General features: G+C 63.6%; 23 protein-coding genes and 1 tRNA gene. 7 read left to right on the plus strand and 17 right to left on the minus strand.

The annotated features are described in order from the left end of the window. Positions 1 to 15 precede the first annotated feature (15 nt). Together BDK61_RS07055 and BDK61_RS07060 are read left to right on the plus strand one after the other, a co-directional pair. Positions 16 to 468 carry a hypothetical protein gene (locus tag BDK61_RS07055; protein WP_004962482.1) on the plus strand — a complete coding sequence of 151 codons (453 nt, stop codon included), beginning with the start codon at positions 16 to 18 and terminating at the stop codon, positions 466 to 468. An 83-nt stretch (positions 469 to 551) separates the two neighbouring features. Continuing rightward, positions 552 to 1,130: a metal-dependent hydrolase gene (locus BDK61_RS07060; RefSeq protein ID WP_121302842.1), complete on the plus strand. Its 579-nt coding sequence runs from the start codon at positions 552 to 554 to the stop codon at positions 1,128 to 1,130. On the opposite strand, the gene BDK61_RS07065 is transcribed toward BDK61_RS07060, so the two are convergent. Next, on the minus strand, positions 1,127 to 2,758 hold the full coding sequence (locus tag BDK61_RS07065) for a GMC family oxidoreductase (protein WP_121302843.1): 1,632 nt from the start codon (positions 2,756 to 2,758) through the stop codon (positions 1,127 to 1,129). The genes BDK61_RS07060 and BDK61_RS07065 overlap by 4 nt on opposite strands. A gap of 744 nt (positions 2,759 to 3,502) precedes the next feature. On the opposite strand from BDK61_RS07065, the gene BDK61_RS07070 reads away from it, so the two are divergent. Continuing rightward, positions 3,503 to 4,516 (plus strand): tyrosine-type recombinase/integrase, encoded by a 1,014-nt coding sequence (locus tag BDK61_RS07070; RefSeq protein ID WP_121302844.1) that lies wholly within the window; start codon positions 3,503 to 3,505, stop codon positions 4,514 to 4,516. Between the two features lie 36 nt (positions 4,517 to 4,552). Here the strand turns inward: BDK61_RS07070 and BDK61_RS07075 are convergent, their stop codons facing one another. Beyond that, a complete protein-coding gene (locus BDK61_RS07075; RefSeq protein WP_121302845.1) occupies positions 4,553 to 5,287 on the minus strand; it encodes a PDDEXK family nuclease in 735 nt (244 codons plus the stop codon). 149 nt (positions 5,288 to 5,436) lie between these two features. Here BDK61_RS07075 and BDK61_RS07080 point away from each other — a divergent pair, with 149 nt between their 5' ends. Further along, positions 5,437 to 6,702, plus strand: coding sequence for a DNA methyltransferase (locus tag BDK61_RS07080; RefSeq protein ID WP_121302846.1), 1,266 nt, complete (start codon positions 5,437 to 5,439; stop codon positions 6,700 to 6,702). Between the two features lies 1 nt (position 6,703). Here BDK61_RS07080 and BDK61_RS07085 read toward each other — a convergent pair whose 3' ends face one another. The 10 genes from BDK61_RS07085 to BDK61_RS07125 form a co-directional block, all read right to left on the minus strand. Next, the gene (locus tag BDK61_RS07085; RefSeq protein ID WP_121302847.1) at positions 6,704 to 7,072 is read right to left on the minus strand and encodes a hypothetical protein; all 369 of its coding nucleotides are present in this window, start codon (positions 7,070 to 7,072) and stop codon (positions 6,704 to 6,706) included. A gap of 45 nt (positions 7,073 to 7,117) precedes the next feature. Beyond that, positions 7,118 to 7,369, minus strand: a complete 252-nt coding sequence (locus tag BDK61_RS07090) for a hypothetical protein (RefSeq protein ID WP_121302848.1) — start codon at positions 7,367 to 7,369, stop codon at positions 7,118 to 7,120. Then, positions 7,369 to 7,782: a hypothetical protein gene (locus BDK61_RS07095; protein WP_121302849.1), complete on the minus strand. Its 414-nt coding sequence runs from the start codon at positions 7,780 to 7,782 to the stop codon at positions 7,369 to 7,371. The genes BDK61_RS07090 and BDK61_RS07095 overlap by 1 nt, the downstream gene beginning before the upstream one ends. Positions 7,783 to 7,978: 196 nt before the next feature. Next, positions 7,979 to 9,001, minus strand: a complete 1,023-nt coding sequence (locus BDK61_RS07100; RefSeq protein ID WP_121302850.1) for a hypothetical protein — start codon at positions 8,999 to 9,001, stop codon at positions 7,979 to 7,981. A 758-nt stretch (positions 9,002 to 9,759) separates the two neighbouring features. Continuing rightward, positions 9,760 to 10,128: a hypothetical protein gene (locus tag BDK61_RS07105; RefSeq protein WP_121302851.1), complete on the minus strand. Its 369-nt coding sequence runs from the start codon at positions 10,126 to 10,128 to the stop codon at positions 9,760 to 9,762. A gap of 1 nt (position 10,129) precedes the next feature. Then, entirely contained in the window at positions 10,130 to 10,282 is a 153-nt protein-coding gene (locus BDK61_RS23305; protein WP_167467360.1) for a hypothetical protein, read from the minus strand. Positions 10,283 to 10,368: 86 nt separating this feature from the next. Next, positions 10,369 to 10,827, minus strand: coding sequence for a prefoldin domain-containing protein (locus BDK61_RS07110; protein ID WP_148709126.1), 459 nt, complete (start codon positions 10,825 to 10,827; stop codon positions 10,369 to 10,371). A 316-nt stretch (positions 10,828 to 11,143) separates the two neighbouring features. Beyond that, the gene (locus BDK61_RS07115) at positions 11,144 to 11,341 is read right to left on the minus strand and encodes a hypothetical protein (protein ID WP_148709127.1); all 198 of its coding nucleotides are present in this window, start codon (positions 11,339 to 11,341) and stop codon (positions 11,144 to 11,146) included. Between the two features lie 92 nt (positions 11,342 to 11,433). Continuing rightward, positions 11,434 to 11,838, minus strand: coding sequence for a hypothetical protein (locus tag BDK61_RS07120; protein WP_121302854.1), 405 nt, complete (start codon positions 11,836 to 11,838; stop codon positions 11,434 to 11,436). Further along, positions 11,831 to 12,025 (minus strand): hypothetical protein, encoded by a 195-nt coding sequence (locus BDK61_RS07125; RefSeq protein ID WP_121302855.1) that lies wholly within the window; start codon positions 12,023 to 12,025, stop codon positions 11,831 to 11,833. The genes BDK61_RS07120 and BDK61_RS07125 overlap by 8 nt, the downstream gene beginning before the upstream one ends. A 151-nt stretch (positions 12,026 to 12,176) precedes the next feature. On the opposite strand from BDK61_RS07125, the gene BDK61_RS07130 reads away from it, so the two are divergent. After that, the gene (locus BDK61_RS07130) at positions 12,177 to 12,491 is read left to right on the plus strand and encodes a hypothetical protein (protein ID WP_167467361.1); all 315 of its coding nucleotides are present in this window, start codon (positions 12,177 to 12,179) and stop codon (positions 12,489 to 12,491) included. Between the two features lie 3 nt (positions 12,492 to 12,494). On the opposite strand, the gene BDK61_RS07135 is transcribed toward BDK61_RS07130, so the two are convergent. Both BDK61_RS07135 and BDK61_RS23000 read right to left on the minus strand, forming a co-directional pair. Continuing rightward, positions 12,495 to 12,725 (minus strand): zinc-ribbon domain-containing protein, encoded by a 231-nt coding sequence (locus BDK61_RS07135; protein ID WP_121302857.1) that lies wholly within the window; start codon positions 12,723 to 12,725, stop codon positions 12,495 to 12,497. Positions 12,726 to 12,729: 4 nt separating this feature from the next. After that, positions 12,730 to 12,851: transfer RNA gene (locus BDK61_RS23000), tRNA-OTHER, on the minus strand. 243 nt (positions 12,852 to 13,094) lie between these two features. On the opposite strand from BDK61_RS23000, the gene BDK61_RS07145 reads away from it, so the two are divergent. Beyond that, entirely contained in the window at positions 13,095 to 13,547 is a 453-nt protein-coding gene (locus BDK61_RS07145) for a hypothetical protein (protein ID WP_121302858.1), read from the plus strand. Between the two features lie 204 nt (positions 13,548 to 13,751). Here BDK61_RS07145 and BDK61_RS07150 read toward each other — a convergent pair whose 3' ends face one another. Then, positions 13,752 to 14,354, minus strand: coding sequence for a site-specific integrase (locus tag BDK61_RS07150; protein WP_121302859.1), 603 nt, complete (start codon positions 14,352 to 14,354; stop codon positions 13,752 to 13,754). 217 nt (positions 14,355 to 14,571) lie between these two features. Between BDK61_RS07150 and BDK61_RS07155 the strand changes: the two genes are divergently transcribed. Beyond that, the gene (locus tag BDK61_RS07155; protein ID WP_121302860.1) at positions 14,572 to 14,889 is read left to right on the plus strand and encodes a hypothetical protein; all 318 of its coding nucleotides are present in this window, start codon (positions 14,572 to 14,574) and stop codon (positions 14,887 to 14,889) included. 42 nt (positions 14,890 to 14,931) lie between these two features. On the opposite strand, the gene BDK61_RS23310 is transcribed toward BDK61_RS07155, so the two are convergent. After that, positions 14,932 to 15,093: a hypothetical protein gene (locus BDK61_RS23310; RefSeq protein WP_167467362.1), complete on the minus strand. Its 162-nt coding sequence runs from the start codon at positions 15,091 to 15,093 to the stop codon at positions 14,932 to 14,934. Continuing rightward, complete coding sequence (locus tag BDK61_RS07160) at positions 15,093 to 15,299, minus strand: hypothetical protein (protein WP_121302861.1); 207 nt, start codon at positions 15,297 to 15,299, stop codon at positions 15,093 to 15,095. Before BDK61_RS07160 ends, BDK61_RS23310 begins: the two co-directional genes overlap by 1 nt. Between the last annotated feature and the right edge of the window lie 50 nt (positions 15,300 to 15,349).

Below are 15,349 nucleotides of genomic sequence, written 5' to 3' on the forward strand. Positions count from 1 at the left end.
GTCCAACCGCCGCATATGAGTGTCGTAAACGCGGCTGTCTTCGGGGTGCACCTGATATTCGCCGCGCTGTGGGCTGGAACCGTGTTGTTCATGACTTATGCTATTCTCCCGACGGCGATGAACGGCGACTCTTCGCCAGGACCGCTGTCAGCGATTACCGGGAAGCTCCGGACGGTGTCCCGGGCGAGTGCGACGCTCCTGTTCCTGACGGGTGGGCATCTAGCAGCGACCCGCTACACCGCCGAGTCGTTGACGGGAACTGGTCGCGGCCACCTCGTCATCACGATGATCGTCCTGTGGTTCATTCTGGCCGGCCTCGTCGAGGTCGGCGCGTCGAAGCTCAGCGACGGTTTCGACCAGCAGAAGGTGCGCGAACCGGCCCGGAACGCACGGCCGTTCCTGCTGGGGGCGTCTCTTGTGTCAATCCTCCTGTTGCTCGACGCTGGTGCCATTCTCGGCCTGTACTGAACGGCCGACATTCGGCTGCCGATTCCTCTTCACGCATACCTGTATCAGCAGATACAAATCACCATCCGGCATATCAATGCACAATGTGGCCGTGGGGACATCTCGCCGTCGCCTACCTCGTTTACGTCGTCTACACTCGCCTTGACCCGACCCGTCGCCAGACAGCGGCCACGCTGACTGCGCTGGCGGTAGGGTCACAGTTCCCGGACCTGATCGACAAGCCGTTCGCCTGGACGTTCGGCGTCCTGCCGTCCGGCCGGTCGCTCGCTCATTCGCTGTTCACGCTCCTCCTTGTTGCCGTAGTCTTACACCGGCTCGCAGTCCGATATCGCCGAACGGACCTCTCGACAGCGTTCACGCTCGGTGCATTCGTACACACGCTGACTGATATGGGCCCGACAGCGCTGGCCGGGGTACTCGGCGGTGACCTGACACAGCTCCAGTGGCTTCGCTTTCTGGTCTGGCCGCTCCAGCCTCCACCGCCGTACGCCAACGATACCTCCTTCGTTGAACAGTTCGCCTCGCTCTCGTTCGACCCGTACGTCCTGTTTCAGTTCGGACTGTTCGGCCTCGCTGTCGCCGTATGGCTCGCTCACGGCGCGCCCGGGCTTCGGTCGGTCACCCGGCGGAGCAAAGCAGCGTTCACCGAATTTGCAGACTAGAGTCGTTCAGAAACGTGGTCAGCGCACTTCAGCGCGAGCGCGGCGATGGTCAGCGTCGGGTTCATTGACCCGGCAGTGACGAATACCGATGAGGACGCAATCGAGAGGTTCGCCACGTCGTGTGTCCGTAGTTGCGGATCGACCACGCTCTTGTCAGGGTCGGTCCCCATCCGCGTCGTGCCCATGTGGTGGTACGCCGGCCCGGTGTCGGCCGGCCCGACCGTCCACGAGATGTCGACGCCCAGCTCCGACAGCACGGCGTGTTGAATCTCGTTCGCCCGCGAGAGCGACCGTTCCAGCCGGTCGCCCCACGACCACCGGATGTCCGGCACCGGGTTCCCGTGGTCGTCCGTCGTTGACGTGTCCAGCGTTACGCGGTTTTCCTTCCGCGGCGGCTGGCCGACCAGTCCGCCCATCGCGATGCTGTTGCCGTAACTCTCGCGGAGGCTCGACAGCAGCGTATCGCCCCACTCCTCGCCAGAGAGCGCGAGTTCGACCGGCGACGGACCGGCGTAGTTCAGAAACTCCAGTTTCAGCGGCGACAGCGCCTTGTCGGTCGCCGCAACGACCGTCTCGCTGTCCGCGACACGCTCGACTGCCTGCCCGGGGTCGTCGTAGAACTGATGGCACTCGCTCGTGAGAAAGCCGACGTGGTTCTGGCGCGTTTCACGGTCGAGCGTCCCGCCTGCCCCGGCGAACAGATGGTCCATGAAATAGTGGCCGACCAGTCCAGAACTGTTCGCCAGCCCGTCCGGGTGGTCCTCGCTCGCCGACAGGAGAAGGAGTCGCGGCGTCTCGACGCCGCCCGCCGCGATGACGAACTCGCGGGCCATCTGGCGGTGTTCGGCCCCGTCCGGCGTTGCGTAGACGGCCGCCTCGATGCGTCCGTCGGCGTCGGTAACGAGGCGCTGGACCGGCGCGCGGTCGATGACTCTGGCACCCTCGGCTTCGGCGTCCTCAATGTGGACGCTGGCGTCGTATTTCGCGCCGGACGGACAGACCGGTTGGCAGGTCCCGTAGCCGACGCATGGCCCCCGGCCATCGTACGGTTCGGAGTTCCGGGCGTTAGGAACGGAGTGCATCGTGATGCCCAGTTGCTCGCAGGCCTCAGCAAACAACGAGTCGCTGTATGATGGCGGGAACCCGGGCAGCGGATATGCACCGTCTCGCGGCGGTGCAAAGGGGTTGTCTGCGTCGCCGGCGACACCTAGCGCCCGCTCAGCGTCGGCGTAGTACGGCCGCAGGTCGTCGTAGCTGATCGGCCATGCCGGATCGTCGGTGTCGTGGCTCCCGTCGAAATCCGAGGGGTGCAGCCGCATCACCATCCCCTGCCAGTGCAGCGTCGACCCGCCGACGCCTTTCACTCGTGAGATGTTCAGCGGGTAGTACCGCTCGCCGCTCGCACTGAACGCGTCGCGGTCGCCGCCCATCTCCCAGACGGACCCGTGGTCGCCGGGTCGGATTGTCTCTTCCATCTGCTGCTCTCGGTTCGACCTGTCGAACCGCGGCCCGGCCTCTAGCACGACCACCCTTTGTCCGTCGCTGGCGAGCTGGCTCGCGATAAGTGCCCCTGCCGGCCCAGCCCCGATGACACAGACATCCGCCCGCTCGGACGGCTTCCGGTCCATTTCAGCAGGAGTTAGGCAAGCCTAAACTTATACGTTGGCATCTCAGGTGCCGTGTCTGGTGGCGACGGCTCGGTTCGCTTGTTGGCTCGCTGTTGCTTCCGAAAGTGGGCGTGGCGGGACTGAGCAAACACGACGCGTTTGCGAGCTACGCGAGACCCGTCTCGACGGCTCTCACGGGATTCGAACCGGAGCAAGACGGTCGCATCGCTTCGCTCGGCGCTGCGACTTGCAGGGTTCGAACTCCGTGCCCGTTCGCTCGTCGCGTCCGCTCCTCGCAGAACGGGCGTGGCGGGACTGAGCGAAACCGCAGGATTCGAACCTCCTGAACTTCGCTCGCTTCGCTCCCTCGTTCCGTGCTTCGAATCTCCGTGCGTTTTCACGGCTCACTGTCGTTCGCCGGAAAACGGCCGTGGCGGGATTCGAACCACGGTCGGACGTGCTCGCTTCGCTGCGCACGACCTCCCTGATGTGAATCCCGACATGCCGGTTCGCTCCCTACGGTCGCTGCACGGGCGTGGCGGGATTCGAACCCCCAAACCTTTTACCTGTACGGGCGTGCGGCGGCGTCGCAGGGGCTCGCCGCCGTTCCGGTTCGCAAAAGGTTTGCCAAAAGGAGAGGAACCTGTTGCGCTCGGAGAGTTGGGCCACATATTCCCGTGCAAGACCCGCGCGCCGCTGCCGACACACGTGGCAGACGGCCACCCAGACTCCCGGCGGCCATCACGCGGCTCAGGTGACCTCAAGATGAACGATCTCACACCCGAGACCGCGATAGAACTGTTCCTTGACGACAAACGCAAGACCGCCGCCGAATCGACCGTCGACAGTTACGAGGATCGGCTCGCCCACTTCATCGAGTGGTTCAACACCGAGACCGACTACGCCCACCTCCACGAACTCGACGGGATGGACATCCGCCTCTGGCGCGTCTGGCGGTTCGACGATGACCACGCCGACGCCTACATCAAGGCCGTACAAGACAGTCTGCGCGTGTTCCTCCGGTGGTGTCGGGACGTCGAAGCCGTTGACGCCCAGCTCCCCGAGAAGGTCTCGTCACCCGAAGGCGGCCAGCAGAGGTCGGCAGAGATCCCCGCCGACCGGGCCACGGCCATCCTCGAACATCTGGATCGCTACCAGTACGCGAGCGTCGAACACGCGCTGTTCCACACGCTCTGGTACTGTCTCTTGAGGGTCGGCGGGGCACGGGCCATCGACCTCGGCGACATCGACTGGGAGAACGACCGCATCCAACTCCGCCATCGGCCCTCCGAAGGGACGCCGCTGAAAAACGAGTACGACTCGGAGCGCGAGATCGCCATCCGTCCGACGACGAGGGAGATTCTCCGCGACTACGTGAACGAGAACCGCAACGACGTGACCGACGAGTACGGGCGCAAGCCGCTCTTTGTCGCCCCTGAAGGCACGCAGAGACCTCACCAGAACACGCTCCGCAACTACATCTACGCCCTGACGCGACCGTGCCTCCACCGCGAGTGTCCCCACCAGACGACGCCAGACGAGTGCGATGCGACGAGGCGGAAGAACTGGGCGTGTGAGTGTCCCTCGTCGGAGAGCACGCACGCCATCCGTCGCGGCGCCATCTCGTGGCATCTGCGCCAAGAGACCGGTAAGCAAGTTGTCTCCGACCGCGCGGACGTCGAACCCGACACGCTCGATGCGCACTACAACACGCTCAGCGAAGGGGAGAAAGCCGAGGTGCGCCGGAGCGAACTGCCCGGCGAACTCGGAGACGGGTAGCCGCCCGGGCACGGATCCACGCCCTCGCGCGGCGGTCTACTGGAAGTCAGACAGGTCGACGGAATCCGGCGTTGCCTCGCGGACTTCCCGATCAGACATCCCGTCCGAACCCTTCGGGATCCTCGGGACGTCCGTCGACTCCGCTTCCTGCTCGAACGCGACGACTTCGAACACTCCGTTATCGACGCTCGTGTTCAACGCCTCGTAGATCATAAAGTAGGGACGCAATTCCTGAAAGTTCCCGATTCGGTCGGTAGAGTACTTGTAGAGTTTGCGAGTCGGTAGTCCGACGATGCCGGCGCTGATGATTCCAGTCAGGAAGCCCACCATAATCCGGTTGAGCGACCGGTGTGATGACGAGATGTTGCCCGTCTCCCACTCGAAGACCACGATGTGTTGTTCGCCGTCGATCTCCAGTTCCGCCATCGCGTCGAACCACGAACTGCTGACGAACGCCTCCGGATCATCCATATAATCGCCGAGCATCTCCACGGCGTCGTCAAGCAGATGCATCTCACGGAGAAGCGATTTGAAGTGTGTACGGCCGGTTTCTTCCCACAACGGCTTGTTGTCGATGTTGTGCTCGAAAATCTTGGTTGCGGGCTGCACCCCGTTCGCCTCGCTCTCGGGATAGACGGTGAACTCACCCGTCCCGGGCGGCCAGTCGACTTCGCGTACCGCGTCCATCGCCTGCCCTCTCGCCGTTTGCCACTCATCAGTTTCAGAGAAGTCGCCTTGGTCGACAAGCGTGACCTCGCGATCGATTTGCATACCGACTGATGTGAATTCGATTGCTATGAATTCACTGATGGCCAGCCAACAGAACGTCCTGATAAAGAGCGAGTCCGGTTACACACGTTTAAAACGGAACACCGACATCAGACTAACCAGAAGATGAACCACAACGGAGATGATCTCGAATGACCGGCCTTCTCTTCCGATCTGCTGGTGACGTCGTCAGTCGCATTCGACGCGAGCGCGGGCTGACGGACAACGAGCTGGCGAAGGACGCCGATCTCCGCGTCGGCGATCTCCGCGACATCGAATCAGGCGTCCCGCCCACCGACGAGCAACTCGAAGCCCTCGCCGACTCCCTCGACACCAAGCCCGAAGCCCTCCGACTCGCCGCCGGCGAGTTCCCCGAACCGCTCCAAGACCAACTCGTCGAGGATCCCGACCGTGCCCTCAACGCGCTCATGGACGCGTTCGACCTCGCCGACACCGAGGAAAACGACGGTGGGGAACTCCCAGTACCCGAGTTCACGACCGAACAGGGCACGCTCTACAACGCGGACTGTCGGGACGTCCTCCCCGGACTTGAGGACGAGTCGTTCGACCTCATCTTCGCGGATCCGCCGTTCAACCTCGATAAGGACTACGGGGAGAAGAACGGTGACGACCTCGCCGAGGACGAGTACCTCCGCTGGTCGACCGAGTGGATCGACGAAGCCATCGACCTGCTGAAGCCCGGCGGTGCGTTCTTCCTCTACAACCTCCCGAAGTGGAACGTCCACTTCGCCCACTACATCTCGCGCCGACTGAACCTCAAGCACTGGATCGCAGTCGACATCAAGTTCGGACTCCCCATCCCCAACCGACTCTACCCGTCGCACTACTCCCTCCTCTACTTCATCAAGGGAGACCAGCCCAACACGTTCGACCCCGACCGCCTCCCCATCGACACGTGCCCACACTGTGGCGGCGAACAGAACGACTACGGTGGCTACAAGTCGAAGATGAACCCCGAGGGAGTCAACCTGACCGACGTCTGGGACGACATCCCACCCGTCCGCCACAACAAGTACCTCAACCGAGACGCGAACCAGCTCTCGATGCGACTTCTCCACCGCATCGTTGGGATGGCGACCGAAGAGGGCGACCGCGTGCTTGACCCGTTCGGTGGGGCCGGGACGACGTACGCCGCGGCAGAACTGATGGGGCGCGAATGGGTCGGAACAGAGATCCACGACTGCTCGCCGATCATTGACCGCTTCGAAGACGGTCTTGACGACGACCGCGAGTACATCGAAGAGATCGAGGACGAGGTGAACGTCCTGTTCACCGAGGATGCGCTGGAGAAACGGATGCGGTACCGCGACGAGTTCAACTTCAACTTCGACGACTACGATCTGAGCGAGAGTATGGCCGGCTCCGTTCAGCAGAGCCTCGACTCGTGGGACAACTGAACTAGGACGGCTTCCACCGGAACCGGTTCTGGGGCTCCATCACCTCGGTTGTCAGGTCGGCGACGAGACACCCCGCATCGTCATCCCACCAGCAGTCGTACCGGCCAACACCGTACTCGTCGAGAATCTGCTTCCGTACTTGCGACGCGGACGCGTGATAGCCGCTCTCTTTGACGTTGATTGAGTACACATCGCTACCACCCACTCCCTCGACAAACTCGATATACACGCGTCCATCATCCGCGTCCACGTCGAACGTCATCCCGTGCCGCTCGGGATCCACGTCCCCGGGAAGGTACTCCTCGACCGCGGCGGCGTTGATCCGAATCAGGGTCTTGGTCACCGAGAGGTACGGCGGATGTCCGGCCATACCGATCAAACCGCCCGGTTCCGCATAGATTCTTCGAGTCGTTAGTTACTTGAGCTCGAGCCTCTCGACTTCTCGCGTCAACTTCCGGTGACTGGTCACGATCTCCGCGCCCCGCGGCCGGCCGTTGCCGTCAACCCCCACCCGGATGCGGGTGGCGATCGACGACGCGGGATCGATGCGGATGTGGTGGCCGTCGATGCCGGTCACCTCGCCGGCGTACTCCTCGGTGTCGCCGTCGTCGGTAGAACACGTCACCACCAAGCGGTCGCCGGGCTGGAGGTCGCTGCGCGTCAGCATCACTGACCCTCCACGGCACTACCCGGCTCCGACCCCGGATCCGCCTCGGCGATACCGACGACGTCCGGTCGCGCCACCGTATCCTCCGCCCGAATCACCATCGCCGCCGAATCGTACTCCCCGTCGAACCCCTTCGCCTCAACGTACACCTGCTCCGTATCGTCGCGGAACGTCGACACCTCTTCCAGCATCACCTGCCGCGTCCACTTCGTCGGTCGCTCCCCTGTCTCAATCACGTCGGTGACCGTGCCGCGGAGAACGAACTGCTCAGAGAGTTTCTTCAGCGGAGGTGGTACCTCCGCGTCATCGTCGAACACACCGAGAATGCAGTCAACCTCAACGTAGTCACCTTCCTCCAACTCCTCGACCGTCTCTGCGATCGCGTCGATGTCCTTCTCGACAACGTCGACCATACCCGTCAGATGCCGACGCGTCCCAGAAAAAGCCCGCCAATCACGCCGAGGTGGCCATCCGCTTCCACCGTGCCGGCCGGGACGCGTCCCGGCTGGCTCGCCGACAGGAGCAGTAGCACTCGCCCTCGGCACAGCGCACGACCTCCAAGCAGTCGCGGCAAACCACGTCCGTGATGTTCCCCGTCATCGGTCTAGCTCATTTCTTCGCGGTCGGGTCACCGCCCTTCCGCTTGATCGCCTCGCGCTTCTTCTCGGTCTCTGAGCGGTCGGCGGGCTGGTTCTCGTCCTCGTCTTCATCGTCGGTCTCCTCGGCCATCTCGATTTTCTCCATCTCGTCCAGCTTCTCCCCACTCTCGTCGCCATCGTCCGTGGTGTCGTCGCCGTCCTCGGTGGCTGGTTCGTCCTCGACGGCGTTCTCCTCGTCGTCAGACTCGTCCTCGTCACCACCCTCTTCGTCCTCCTTGGCTTCCTCGATGGCGATGTCAAGCTCGTTGAGGCACTTCCGCACGTCCTCGTGGGGCGCGACCCACTGGAACAGATCGGCAGCCTCCTCTCGGCGGCTCTCAAGCACGGTAACGTGATGATCTTTCGCGTCGTCGGCGAGGAACTCGCGCTTGGTCTCCTCGACCCACGCATCCACGCTGTCGACGCCGAGGATGTGCGCGGGATCCACGTTGTCCGCGCGACCGACACCGTCCTCGCGCTTGAACCGGTTCCTGACCTGTTCGTACTTCTTCTTCGTGCGGTGGTCGCCGTCCAGCCCGACGATGCGGACTGCCTTCGAGGTCTCGTCCTCGGTCGGCACGCGGTTCGGGTCTCCGTGGTAGTCCAGTACGAGGTAGCGCGCGACCGCCGCCACCACGTCCTTCTTCGTGCTGACGTACTTGGGCAGGATCTCGCGGCTGACGTCCTTGGGATGGAGCGCGGGCTGCTCGTAGTCCGCGAGGATGTTCTTGAGCTGCTCGCGGTCGAGGCCGCTGTCGGGACGAGACTCGGCGTCGAACGGGTCGTATGCCTTCTCTTCGTCGCTGTCGTCGCTGGTGTCGGCGTCGTCGAGGTCGAGGTCGTGAGCGTCGAACGCCTCGTCGATGATGTCGTACACCGTCGGCTTGACCGAGCCACGGCCCTCGCCGTGACCGTACTCGTCCTTCAGAATCTCGAACTTCTTCTCGTACTCGTCGTCGAGGTCTGCGTTGAGTCGGTAGTCTTCGTCTGCCATTGTCGGCACTCGGCCGTAATGTCGTCCTACTGATAAAGATTACTCTAAGTAGGGTGTTTGTGTGTGAAGGTCGGTGTAGGGGCGGGTAGAGAAACTGTCGGCTTCAACACCCTTCCCCATCCACTCTACTCAAAGTAGAGCGTTTGTGTGTCGGGGGAGAGTGAAGCGGTGGGGTAGAGACGGGAGGTTCACTCCGAGTAGTCGTCGTGTGTGTCGGGGTAGGTCTCGGTGGGGAGCGAGAAGAGTCGTGGTCTCGGAAGGGCGTCTTACCACGTCCCCTACATAAACCCGACATCCACCCCTCCTACAATCCTCTCTCAACCGCTAACACTACTACTACTAACTAATACCGAAAGGTTTATATTATTATTGTAATGTAAGGGAAGGTTGGTTGTGGTTGGGGGTAGGGGAGATGTTCGGCGTCGTTGTCGGCGTGCCGTCGGGTGACTTCCCGTGGGACGCCGTCGATCCTCTCCCACCCCCTCCCCCTCACTACCCCTCACACACAAACAGTTTACTTTGAGTAAAAGAGGTAGAGAGGGGTATTGATGCGGGGCGTGTTCCGTCGCTCTCACCCCCACCCCTACGACTCCCCTGACACACACAAAGAATACTTTGAGTAAAGTCTTCTGAGCCGCCACACGCGACGTTCGACGCCAGCCGCCCAAGACGACGGACGCCGACCTCGACGCCGCCACGTCGTCCAGCAGCGGCCCGCACGCCGACCGAGGCCGTCCAGCCGCGTGCGTGCGGGGGCGTCAGTAGGACGGTCTTGACTCGCGGGACGGGAGGATCCCGCCGCGGAGGAGCAGCTCGCGCATCTCTCCGTCGTCGGCGAGCCGCGACGACCACCGACGTTCGCGCGGCAGGCCGAGGCGTTCGCCGGGTATGGGCATAGTGGACTGCTCCTCGAGATCGCGTGGGCGTAGGAGTCTGACCTCCCATCGACGCGCGATCTGTTTCGCTCGCCGCGACAGTCCGGCCGTCGTCACCAGCACGGGATGCGCCTCGACCGTGTACGAGAGCGCGATCAGCCGCCAGAGATCGGCCGGGGTGATCTCGTCCACCCGCCAGTCCTTGCACTGGCACAGGGCGCGCCACCCGTGTTCGCGGTGGACGCCGAACACGTCAACCTCGAAACCCCCATATCACGCCGCCACGCGCGGCGTCCCAGTCCCAGTCTTGGAGTGCTTCGACCGTCTGTTCCTCCAGCCACGATCCGGCTCCTTCCCCGCGACCGTCAGTTTCGTCGCGGGGCGGCAGGTCTGCTTCTCGTTGCATACGGTGTTGGCGTGGGGCGCTTGCCCCATCAACGTCAGCCAAGTGTAGTGAAAGTGAAAAGAAAAAGTATCAAGTAGGTGGTTGGGTCAGTCGTCGAGAAACCGGCGGATGTCGCGCACGCCCTCGGCGAGGCCGTCGAGATCCTCGTCGTGTTCCTCAACTTCCGCTTCCAGCTCGGCGATCCGCTTCTTCGCCTTGCCGTACGTGTCCTTCATGTTGGCCATCGTCTTCTCCAGTTCTTCGAGGCGTTCCTCCACCGTGTCAGGCGTCCCACCGTCCTCGTCAACGAGGTCAAGGAACTCTTCGCCCTCGCCGGTCGTCGTCGCGCGTCGGGGCGCGAGGGCTCCGCGACCGCCGGCGTCTTCGTCCTTCCACGTCTCGACGAGGCCGCGTCCCGCGAGCTGGTCAAGTCGGTAGTGGATGTGCTGGTTCTTGCTGGCCCAGTAGATGGCCTCTCGGAGCGTGGTAGCCGTGGGACGGCCGTACTCGTCGACGAGTTCCAACACCTCTACGGCCCGTTCTGGTAGGTCGATGTCGTCGTGCATCAGCATCTGACTGATAGGTGACAGAAGGGTAAAACACCTGACAAAAAATTAACTCCATTCGTTTCTTTCAAGGTTTTCGTCAGATCTGAGGGCGATTCTTAGACGACCGGCGCGCCATCAGTAAATAGACCGAGCCGAGCGCGTTATCGCTCCCGGGCCGCGTGGCCCGCCGAGGGTAGGGGAGAGTGCTTCTCTCCCCGGCTGGGTTCCCCCTCTCCTCTGAAGAGTGGGGTTCTGGTTCTCCACGCGAAGAGGTGGGGTTCCCGGCCACCCGCATCCGGGGTGGGGGTTCCAGCGTCGCCGGCGAGAAGGAGGGTCAGTCCTCGGCGTCGTCGTCGAGGATCTCGTCGAGGAAGACCGTTTTCCGCGCGAATCCGGTCACGTCGTCGCGTTTCTCGAGTTCCTTGACCAGTTCGACTGCCTCGTCGTGATCCGCGAAGACCTTGGCGTCGGCGCCGCTGGTGAGTCCATCGTCGGTACCGTAGGCAACGACTTCGATCTTCTCGTCCGACATCATCCCGACGCTGTGTGTGGGTTTCCTTATTCTCTACGATTGGTGTTTCCGCGACCGCGCGGCGAGAAGGGTGGCCCGGTGTGGCTCGGCCTCTACGCGTCGTCTGGAAGATCATCGATCAGGTCATCCACGTCCTCGAGGTTCCCGGCGTCGTCGAGCGCCTCGGCGCGTTCAGCGGCGATCTCCACGTCGTCGCAGTGGCGTTCTGCCCATCTCCGGCCACTGTAGTCTTCGGGGAACTGGTGGCGCGACAGGGCGCGGGCCACGTCCTCGGGATCCACGTCGCGGCGTTCTGCCGCGTCAGGCAGGGACTCCCAGCCGCAGGCGACCATCCCGGCTGCGAGCGCGAAGCGACGGCGGTGGCCGTCGTCGAGGTCGACACCGAGTTCCTCGGCGACCTCTTCGGTCGAGTGCCGGCGACTCTCGTCCTCAACCTCTTCGATGCGCTCGTCGATGACCTCTGCCTCGCGCTCCGTCATCTCGTCGTTGTCACTCATCGTCGACCCATCGCGTGTCGGAGTAGTCCTCGGCCAGCCCGGCGAGCACTGCACGAGCGGTGGCGACGTCGACGCCGGCCTCGTCGGCGATCTCGGCGGGGTCGTCGGCCGCGTCGCGGTCGAGTGCGACGGTCTCGACGCGCTCCCGGGCCGTCCAGCCTGCCGGCCAATCGGTTGTGGTGGTCATACACGCGTGTTGGTTCTCCCACCGTGTATGTGTTTTCCTGTATGGCTTGCTAAGGGCGTTTTCTCGGCCTCTACGGTGGTTTTACGTATCTGGAAGAAGATGGTAGAGACGGGCCGAGAAGGCCCGGTGGGCTTAGGTGGAGTTCTCCGCCGTGGATCAGGGGGAACCATCCCTCTTTCGCGTACGATGTATCCGCATCCGTGACAAGCTCCTAATGATGACCGACGAGAACCAGAATCGACGGCGTGAGGCCGCAGAAGCCGCCGACGTGCTACGCGACGCGATGGAGGAGATCCTCGGCGCGGCGGGCGAGGGCGACGACGAGATTGAGGCCGCGCGGCACGCTGCCGTCGCGCTCGATGGGATTGAGGACGCTGAGGAGGCGCTGCGACTGTGGCGCGACCGCGAGGAGGACGCGATCGAGATGCTCGGCGAGGAGCCGCGCGACGGCGATGACGAGGAGTAGGGGTCAGTCGGCCACGTCGAGCGGCACGAGCCAGTCGCGGGCACACGACTGGCAGCGGTACTTGTAGAGGTCGTCGCTCCACGGCCCGGCGGCCTCAACGAACTCCATCTCGGTCAGGCAGAGGTCGCACGTCGGCGAGGACTCCTCGACGGCCGCGTACCCGCAGTCGGGGCAGTATTCGGCGTCGTCGCGGGAGCGGCGGCCGCAGTGCTGGCACTCGTACTTCGGTTCCACAGAGTGAGACGGGCGGGAATCGAACCCGCGTCGTGTTCGCTGGTACTCCCTTCAGAGCCTATCACACCTCGCGGTGACGTAGGATGGGGGTTCCCCAGCCGTTCTGCCGGACTGAGCTACCGTCTCGCTGTTGCCGGCGCGGGCCACCCGCCCGTAGGCCACAGCCCCGCGCCCCTTCCGGGGAACGTGTTCATCTTGACGACTTCGCGGGGCAACAACCCCGACCAGTGCGTGCTGGCCGAGTCCCGGATTCGAACCGGGCACGCCGGCAACACTCGAGGATCGGGGTTTGAATGGTAAAAGTCACACCCGGCGGAGGGGGTCGAGACGCTGCGTCTAAATGATGGACGTGCCCATTACACCACGCAGATGATCGAGATAGACCGCATCGAGCGGTTCGGAGACAAGGACACTGGTGACGTGATTGAGCTGACGCTGTACGACGGCGCGATGGAGATCAACATCGACACGCGTACCCCTGAATGGGTTGGCGGCGAACACGACGGCGGAACGGTGGAGGTCGTGCGTCACGGCGAGCAGTACGAAGATCTACCGTTCGAGACCGACTACGACGAGGACGCCACCCGCGTCAGCGAGATTGAACTCGGTGAGGATCTCTGGGGCGTCCATACCCACGTGATGGAGTACGCTCCCGTGGATGATGATGGGTGGGTGTTCACTTTGGGCGTGGGACTGGATCGTCACCAGCAGGCGGTGATGGTGGATACAGTCAACGAAGAGTTGCGGGTGATGGAAGTGGCCGACGACGATATGCCGCACGACAAGCGGCGGATTTTCGGGCCCGGCCCGCAGTCGGAGTAGGGGTCAGTCTCCGTGCGGGACGCGTTCGGTGGTGTCGAGTGAAGTCGCGGCGTGATCGGCGCAGTACAGGTTAGGCGGCACGCGTCGGATGTCGGTGGGCCACTCGCGGTACTCGTGGTCACGGTCGCAGTCAGGCCAGTCGCACGTCACTACTCGAGATCCGGCGACGCCGGCGGAAAAGTCACACCCGGACGCGGGTGGGGGTCAGATTCGGTCGAAGTGGCTGTACTCGCGCTGCGTCGTGAGAATCGTCGCGTGCCGCAAGCGGCGTTGCACGGCGTCGAGGGACTCGCCCTCGCGCTCGACCATCCGGTAGGCCACGCTGTGACGAAGCGTGTGAGGCGTCACGTCCTCGGGTTCTCCGCGCCCGTCGGTGGTGTAGGGCCGGATCTCTGCCTCCACGGCGAGCTTCTCGATCACGTTCTCAATAGAGCGCGTGCTGATTCGGTCGCTGCTCCTCGTCGGGAACAGTGCCTCGGAGTCCTTCCACCGTTCCCGGAGGTAGTCGCGGACTGCGCTCACGTCGTCGTTCGTGAGGTCGATCGTGGCCGGTGGCGGGCTTCGACCGGTCGGGTAGTCCTTCTGGATGCGCGTGGGAAGGCGGAGCGCGTTGTCGTCGAGGTCGAACATCTCCACGTCGAGGCCGGCGATCTCCTTCCCGCGGAGGCCCCACTGGTAGCCGGCGCGGACGATCATCTTGTCGCGTGCTTGGAGGTAGTCGGGGCTGGCTTCGTAGACGGCCATCTTCATCTCGTCAACCTGCTCGGGCTTCACCCAGTACTGCTCGGACTGAACTTCGGAGTTCATCAGCGAGAGTTCATAATCACTGCTCCCACAAATGAGCTGCCCGGAATCGGCAGCCTCAGCGATTCGGCACTCGCCGCGCGAGACTCAACTTCGTTTTCTGTATGTAGAATCCGAACCCCGTCTGAAGGGTTCACACACCCACCAACCCCAAGTACCAATATACCCCGTAGACCCCCGAGACAGTGCGCTTTTCCGGAATCCTGCCCTACACGTACACGTGGGACACGACACCCACGACAGCGACAGCCGAGAACTGGCTGACAAGAAGCTCATCCGCGCCCACCAGCGCGTCCTCGCGCACTGGCCGGAAGAGGCCGTCCGCGAACTCGACCCGATGGTCATCCACGACCCGATGAACAAGCCGGACGTCGTCGGCGACCTCGAACGCGAGTTCTACGAGGCGCGCCGCGAGGCGCTCGCCGACGTCGCCATCGAGCCGATCTCGTGGGCACGCCCGCCCGTCCCCGACGACGCCGTCTCCCTCGTGGAGCCCCGGGCCGTCGAGTGGCAGGCGATCGTCCGCAAGGCCGACTGACCCCACCGTTTCTCCCCGTTTTTCATCGGAACTCGAGGGGGTCTACTCCGCCTCGACGTGCAAGACCTCGTCGGCGACGGGATCCACGGCGACTTCGCAGGAGCAGTCGGGACACGTCCGCAACTCGCCGTCGGGATCCACCGCCGTGAACGTGATGCGCCCGACTCGCTCCCGTCGCGGACAGGTGGCCGAGACGACCGGCATCACCCCAACACCTCCTCCTCGAACTCCCGGAGCCTGTCCAGTCGCTCCTGCTTCTCGTCGGGGATCTCGCCGACGGGGCTGGCTCCGTTCGGCGTCACGCAGTGTTCCCGGCCACACTCGGGGCAGGAGAGGAAGTCGACGTCCTCGCTGGAGACGAACGACACGCGTTCGCCGCAACTGCCGCACTCCGTCTTGATAGAGGGCATAAGCAGTACTACTGGTGTCGGGGTTGGCAGAAAAAGGCCGGCGCGGGCGG

This window comes from Haloarcula quadrata, from assembly GCF_003634715.1.
In the GTDB taxonomy this organism is placed as follows: Archaea; Halobacteriota; Halobacteria; order Halobacteriales; family Haloarculaceae; genus Haloarcula; species Haloarcula marismortui.

What these genes read in the sequence shown, in the direction of transcription:
- BDK61_RS07055 (WP_004962482.1), top strand. Translation starts at nt 16, where the DNA reads ATGAGTGTCGTAAACGCGGCTGTCTTCGGGGTGCACCTGATATTCGCC.
- BDK61_RS07060 (WP_121302842.1), top strand. Translation starts at nt 552, where the DNA reads ATGTGGCCGTGGGGACATCTCGCCGTCGCCTACCTCGTTTACGTCGTC.
- BDK61_RS07065 (WP_121302843.1), bottom strand. Translation starts at nt 2,758, where the DNA reads ATGGACCGGAAGCCGTCCGAGCGGGCGGATGTCTGTGTCATCGGGGCT.
- BDK61_RS07070 (WP_121302844.1), top strand. Translation starts at nt 3,503, where the DNA reads ATGAACGATCTCACACCCGAGACCGCGATAGAACTGTTCCTTGACGAC.
- BDK61_RS07075 (WP_121302845.1), bottom strand. Translation starts at nt 5,287, where the DNA reads ATGCAAATCGATCGCGAGGTCACGCTTGTCGACCAAGGCGACTTCTCT.
- BDK61_RS07080 (WP_121302846.1), top strand. Translation starts at nt 5,437, where the DNA reads ATGACCGGCCTTCTCTTCCGATCTGCTGGTGACGTCGTCAGTCGCATT.
- BDK61_RS07085 (WP_121302847.1), bottom strand. Translation starts at nt 7,072, where the DNA reads ATGGCCGGACATCCGCCGTACCTCTCGGTGACCAAGACCCTGATTCGG.
- BDK61_RS07090 (WP_121302848.1), bottom strand. Translation starts at nt 7,369, where the DNA reads ATGCTGACGCGCAGCGACCTCCAGCCCGGCGACCGCTTGGTGGTGACG.
- BDK61_RS07095 (WP_121302849.1), bottom strand. Translation starts at nt 7,782, where the DNA reads ATGGTCGACGTTGTCGAGAAGGACATCGACGCGATCGCAGAGACGGTC.
- BDK61_RS07100 (WP_121302850.1), bottom strand. Translation starts at nt 9,001, where the DNA reads ATGGCAGACGAAGACTACCGACTCAACGCAGACCTCGACGACGAGTAC.
- BDK61_RS23305 (WP_167467360.1), bottom strand. Translation starts at nt 10,282, where the DNA reads ATGCAACGAGAAGCAGACCTGCCGCCCCGCGACGAAACTGACGGTCGC.
- BDK61_RS07110 (WP_148709126.1), bottom strand. Translation starts at nt 10,827, where the DNA reads ATGCACGACGACATCGACCTACCAGAACGGGCCGTAGAGGTGTTGGAA.
- BDK61_RS07115 (WP_148709127.1), bottom strand. Translation starts at nt 11,341, where the DNA reads ATGTCGGACGAGAAGATCGAAGTCGTTGCCTACGGTACCGACGATGGA.
- BDK61_RS07120 (WP_121302854.1), bottom strand. Translation starts at nt 11,838, where the DNA reads ATGAGTGACAACGACGAGATGACGGAGCGCGAGGCAGAGGTCATCGAC.
- BDK61_RS07125 (WP_121302855.1), bottom strand. Translation starts at nt 12,025, where the DNA reads ATGACCACCACAACCGATTGGCCGGCAGGCTGGACGGCCCGGGAGCGC.
- BDK61_RS07145 (WP_121302858.1), top strand. Translation starts at nt 13,095, where the DNA reads ATGATCGAGATAGACCGCATCGAGCGGTTCGGAGACAAGGACACTGGT.
- BDK61_RS07150 (WP_121302859.1), bottom strand. Translation starts at nt 14,354, where the DNA reads ATGAACTCCGAAGTTCAGTCCGAGCAGTACTGGGTGAAGCCCGAGCAG.
- BDK61_RS23310 (WP_167467362.1), bottom strand. Translation starts at nt 15,093, where the DNA reads ATGCCGGTCGTCTCGGCCACCTGTCCGCGACGGGAGCGAGTCGGGCGC.
- BDK61_RS07160 (WP_121302861.1), bottom strand. Translation starts at nt 15,299, where the DNA reads ATGCCCTCTATCAAGACGGAGTGCGGCAGTTGCGGCGAACGCGTGTCG.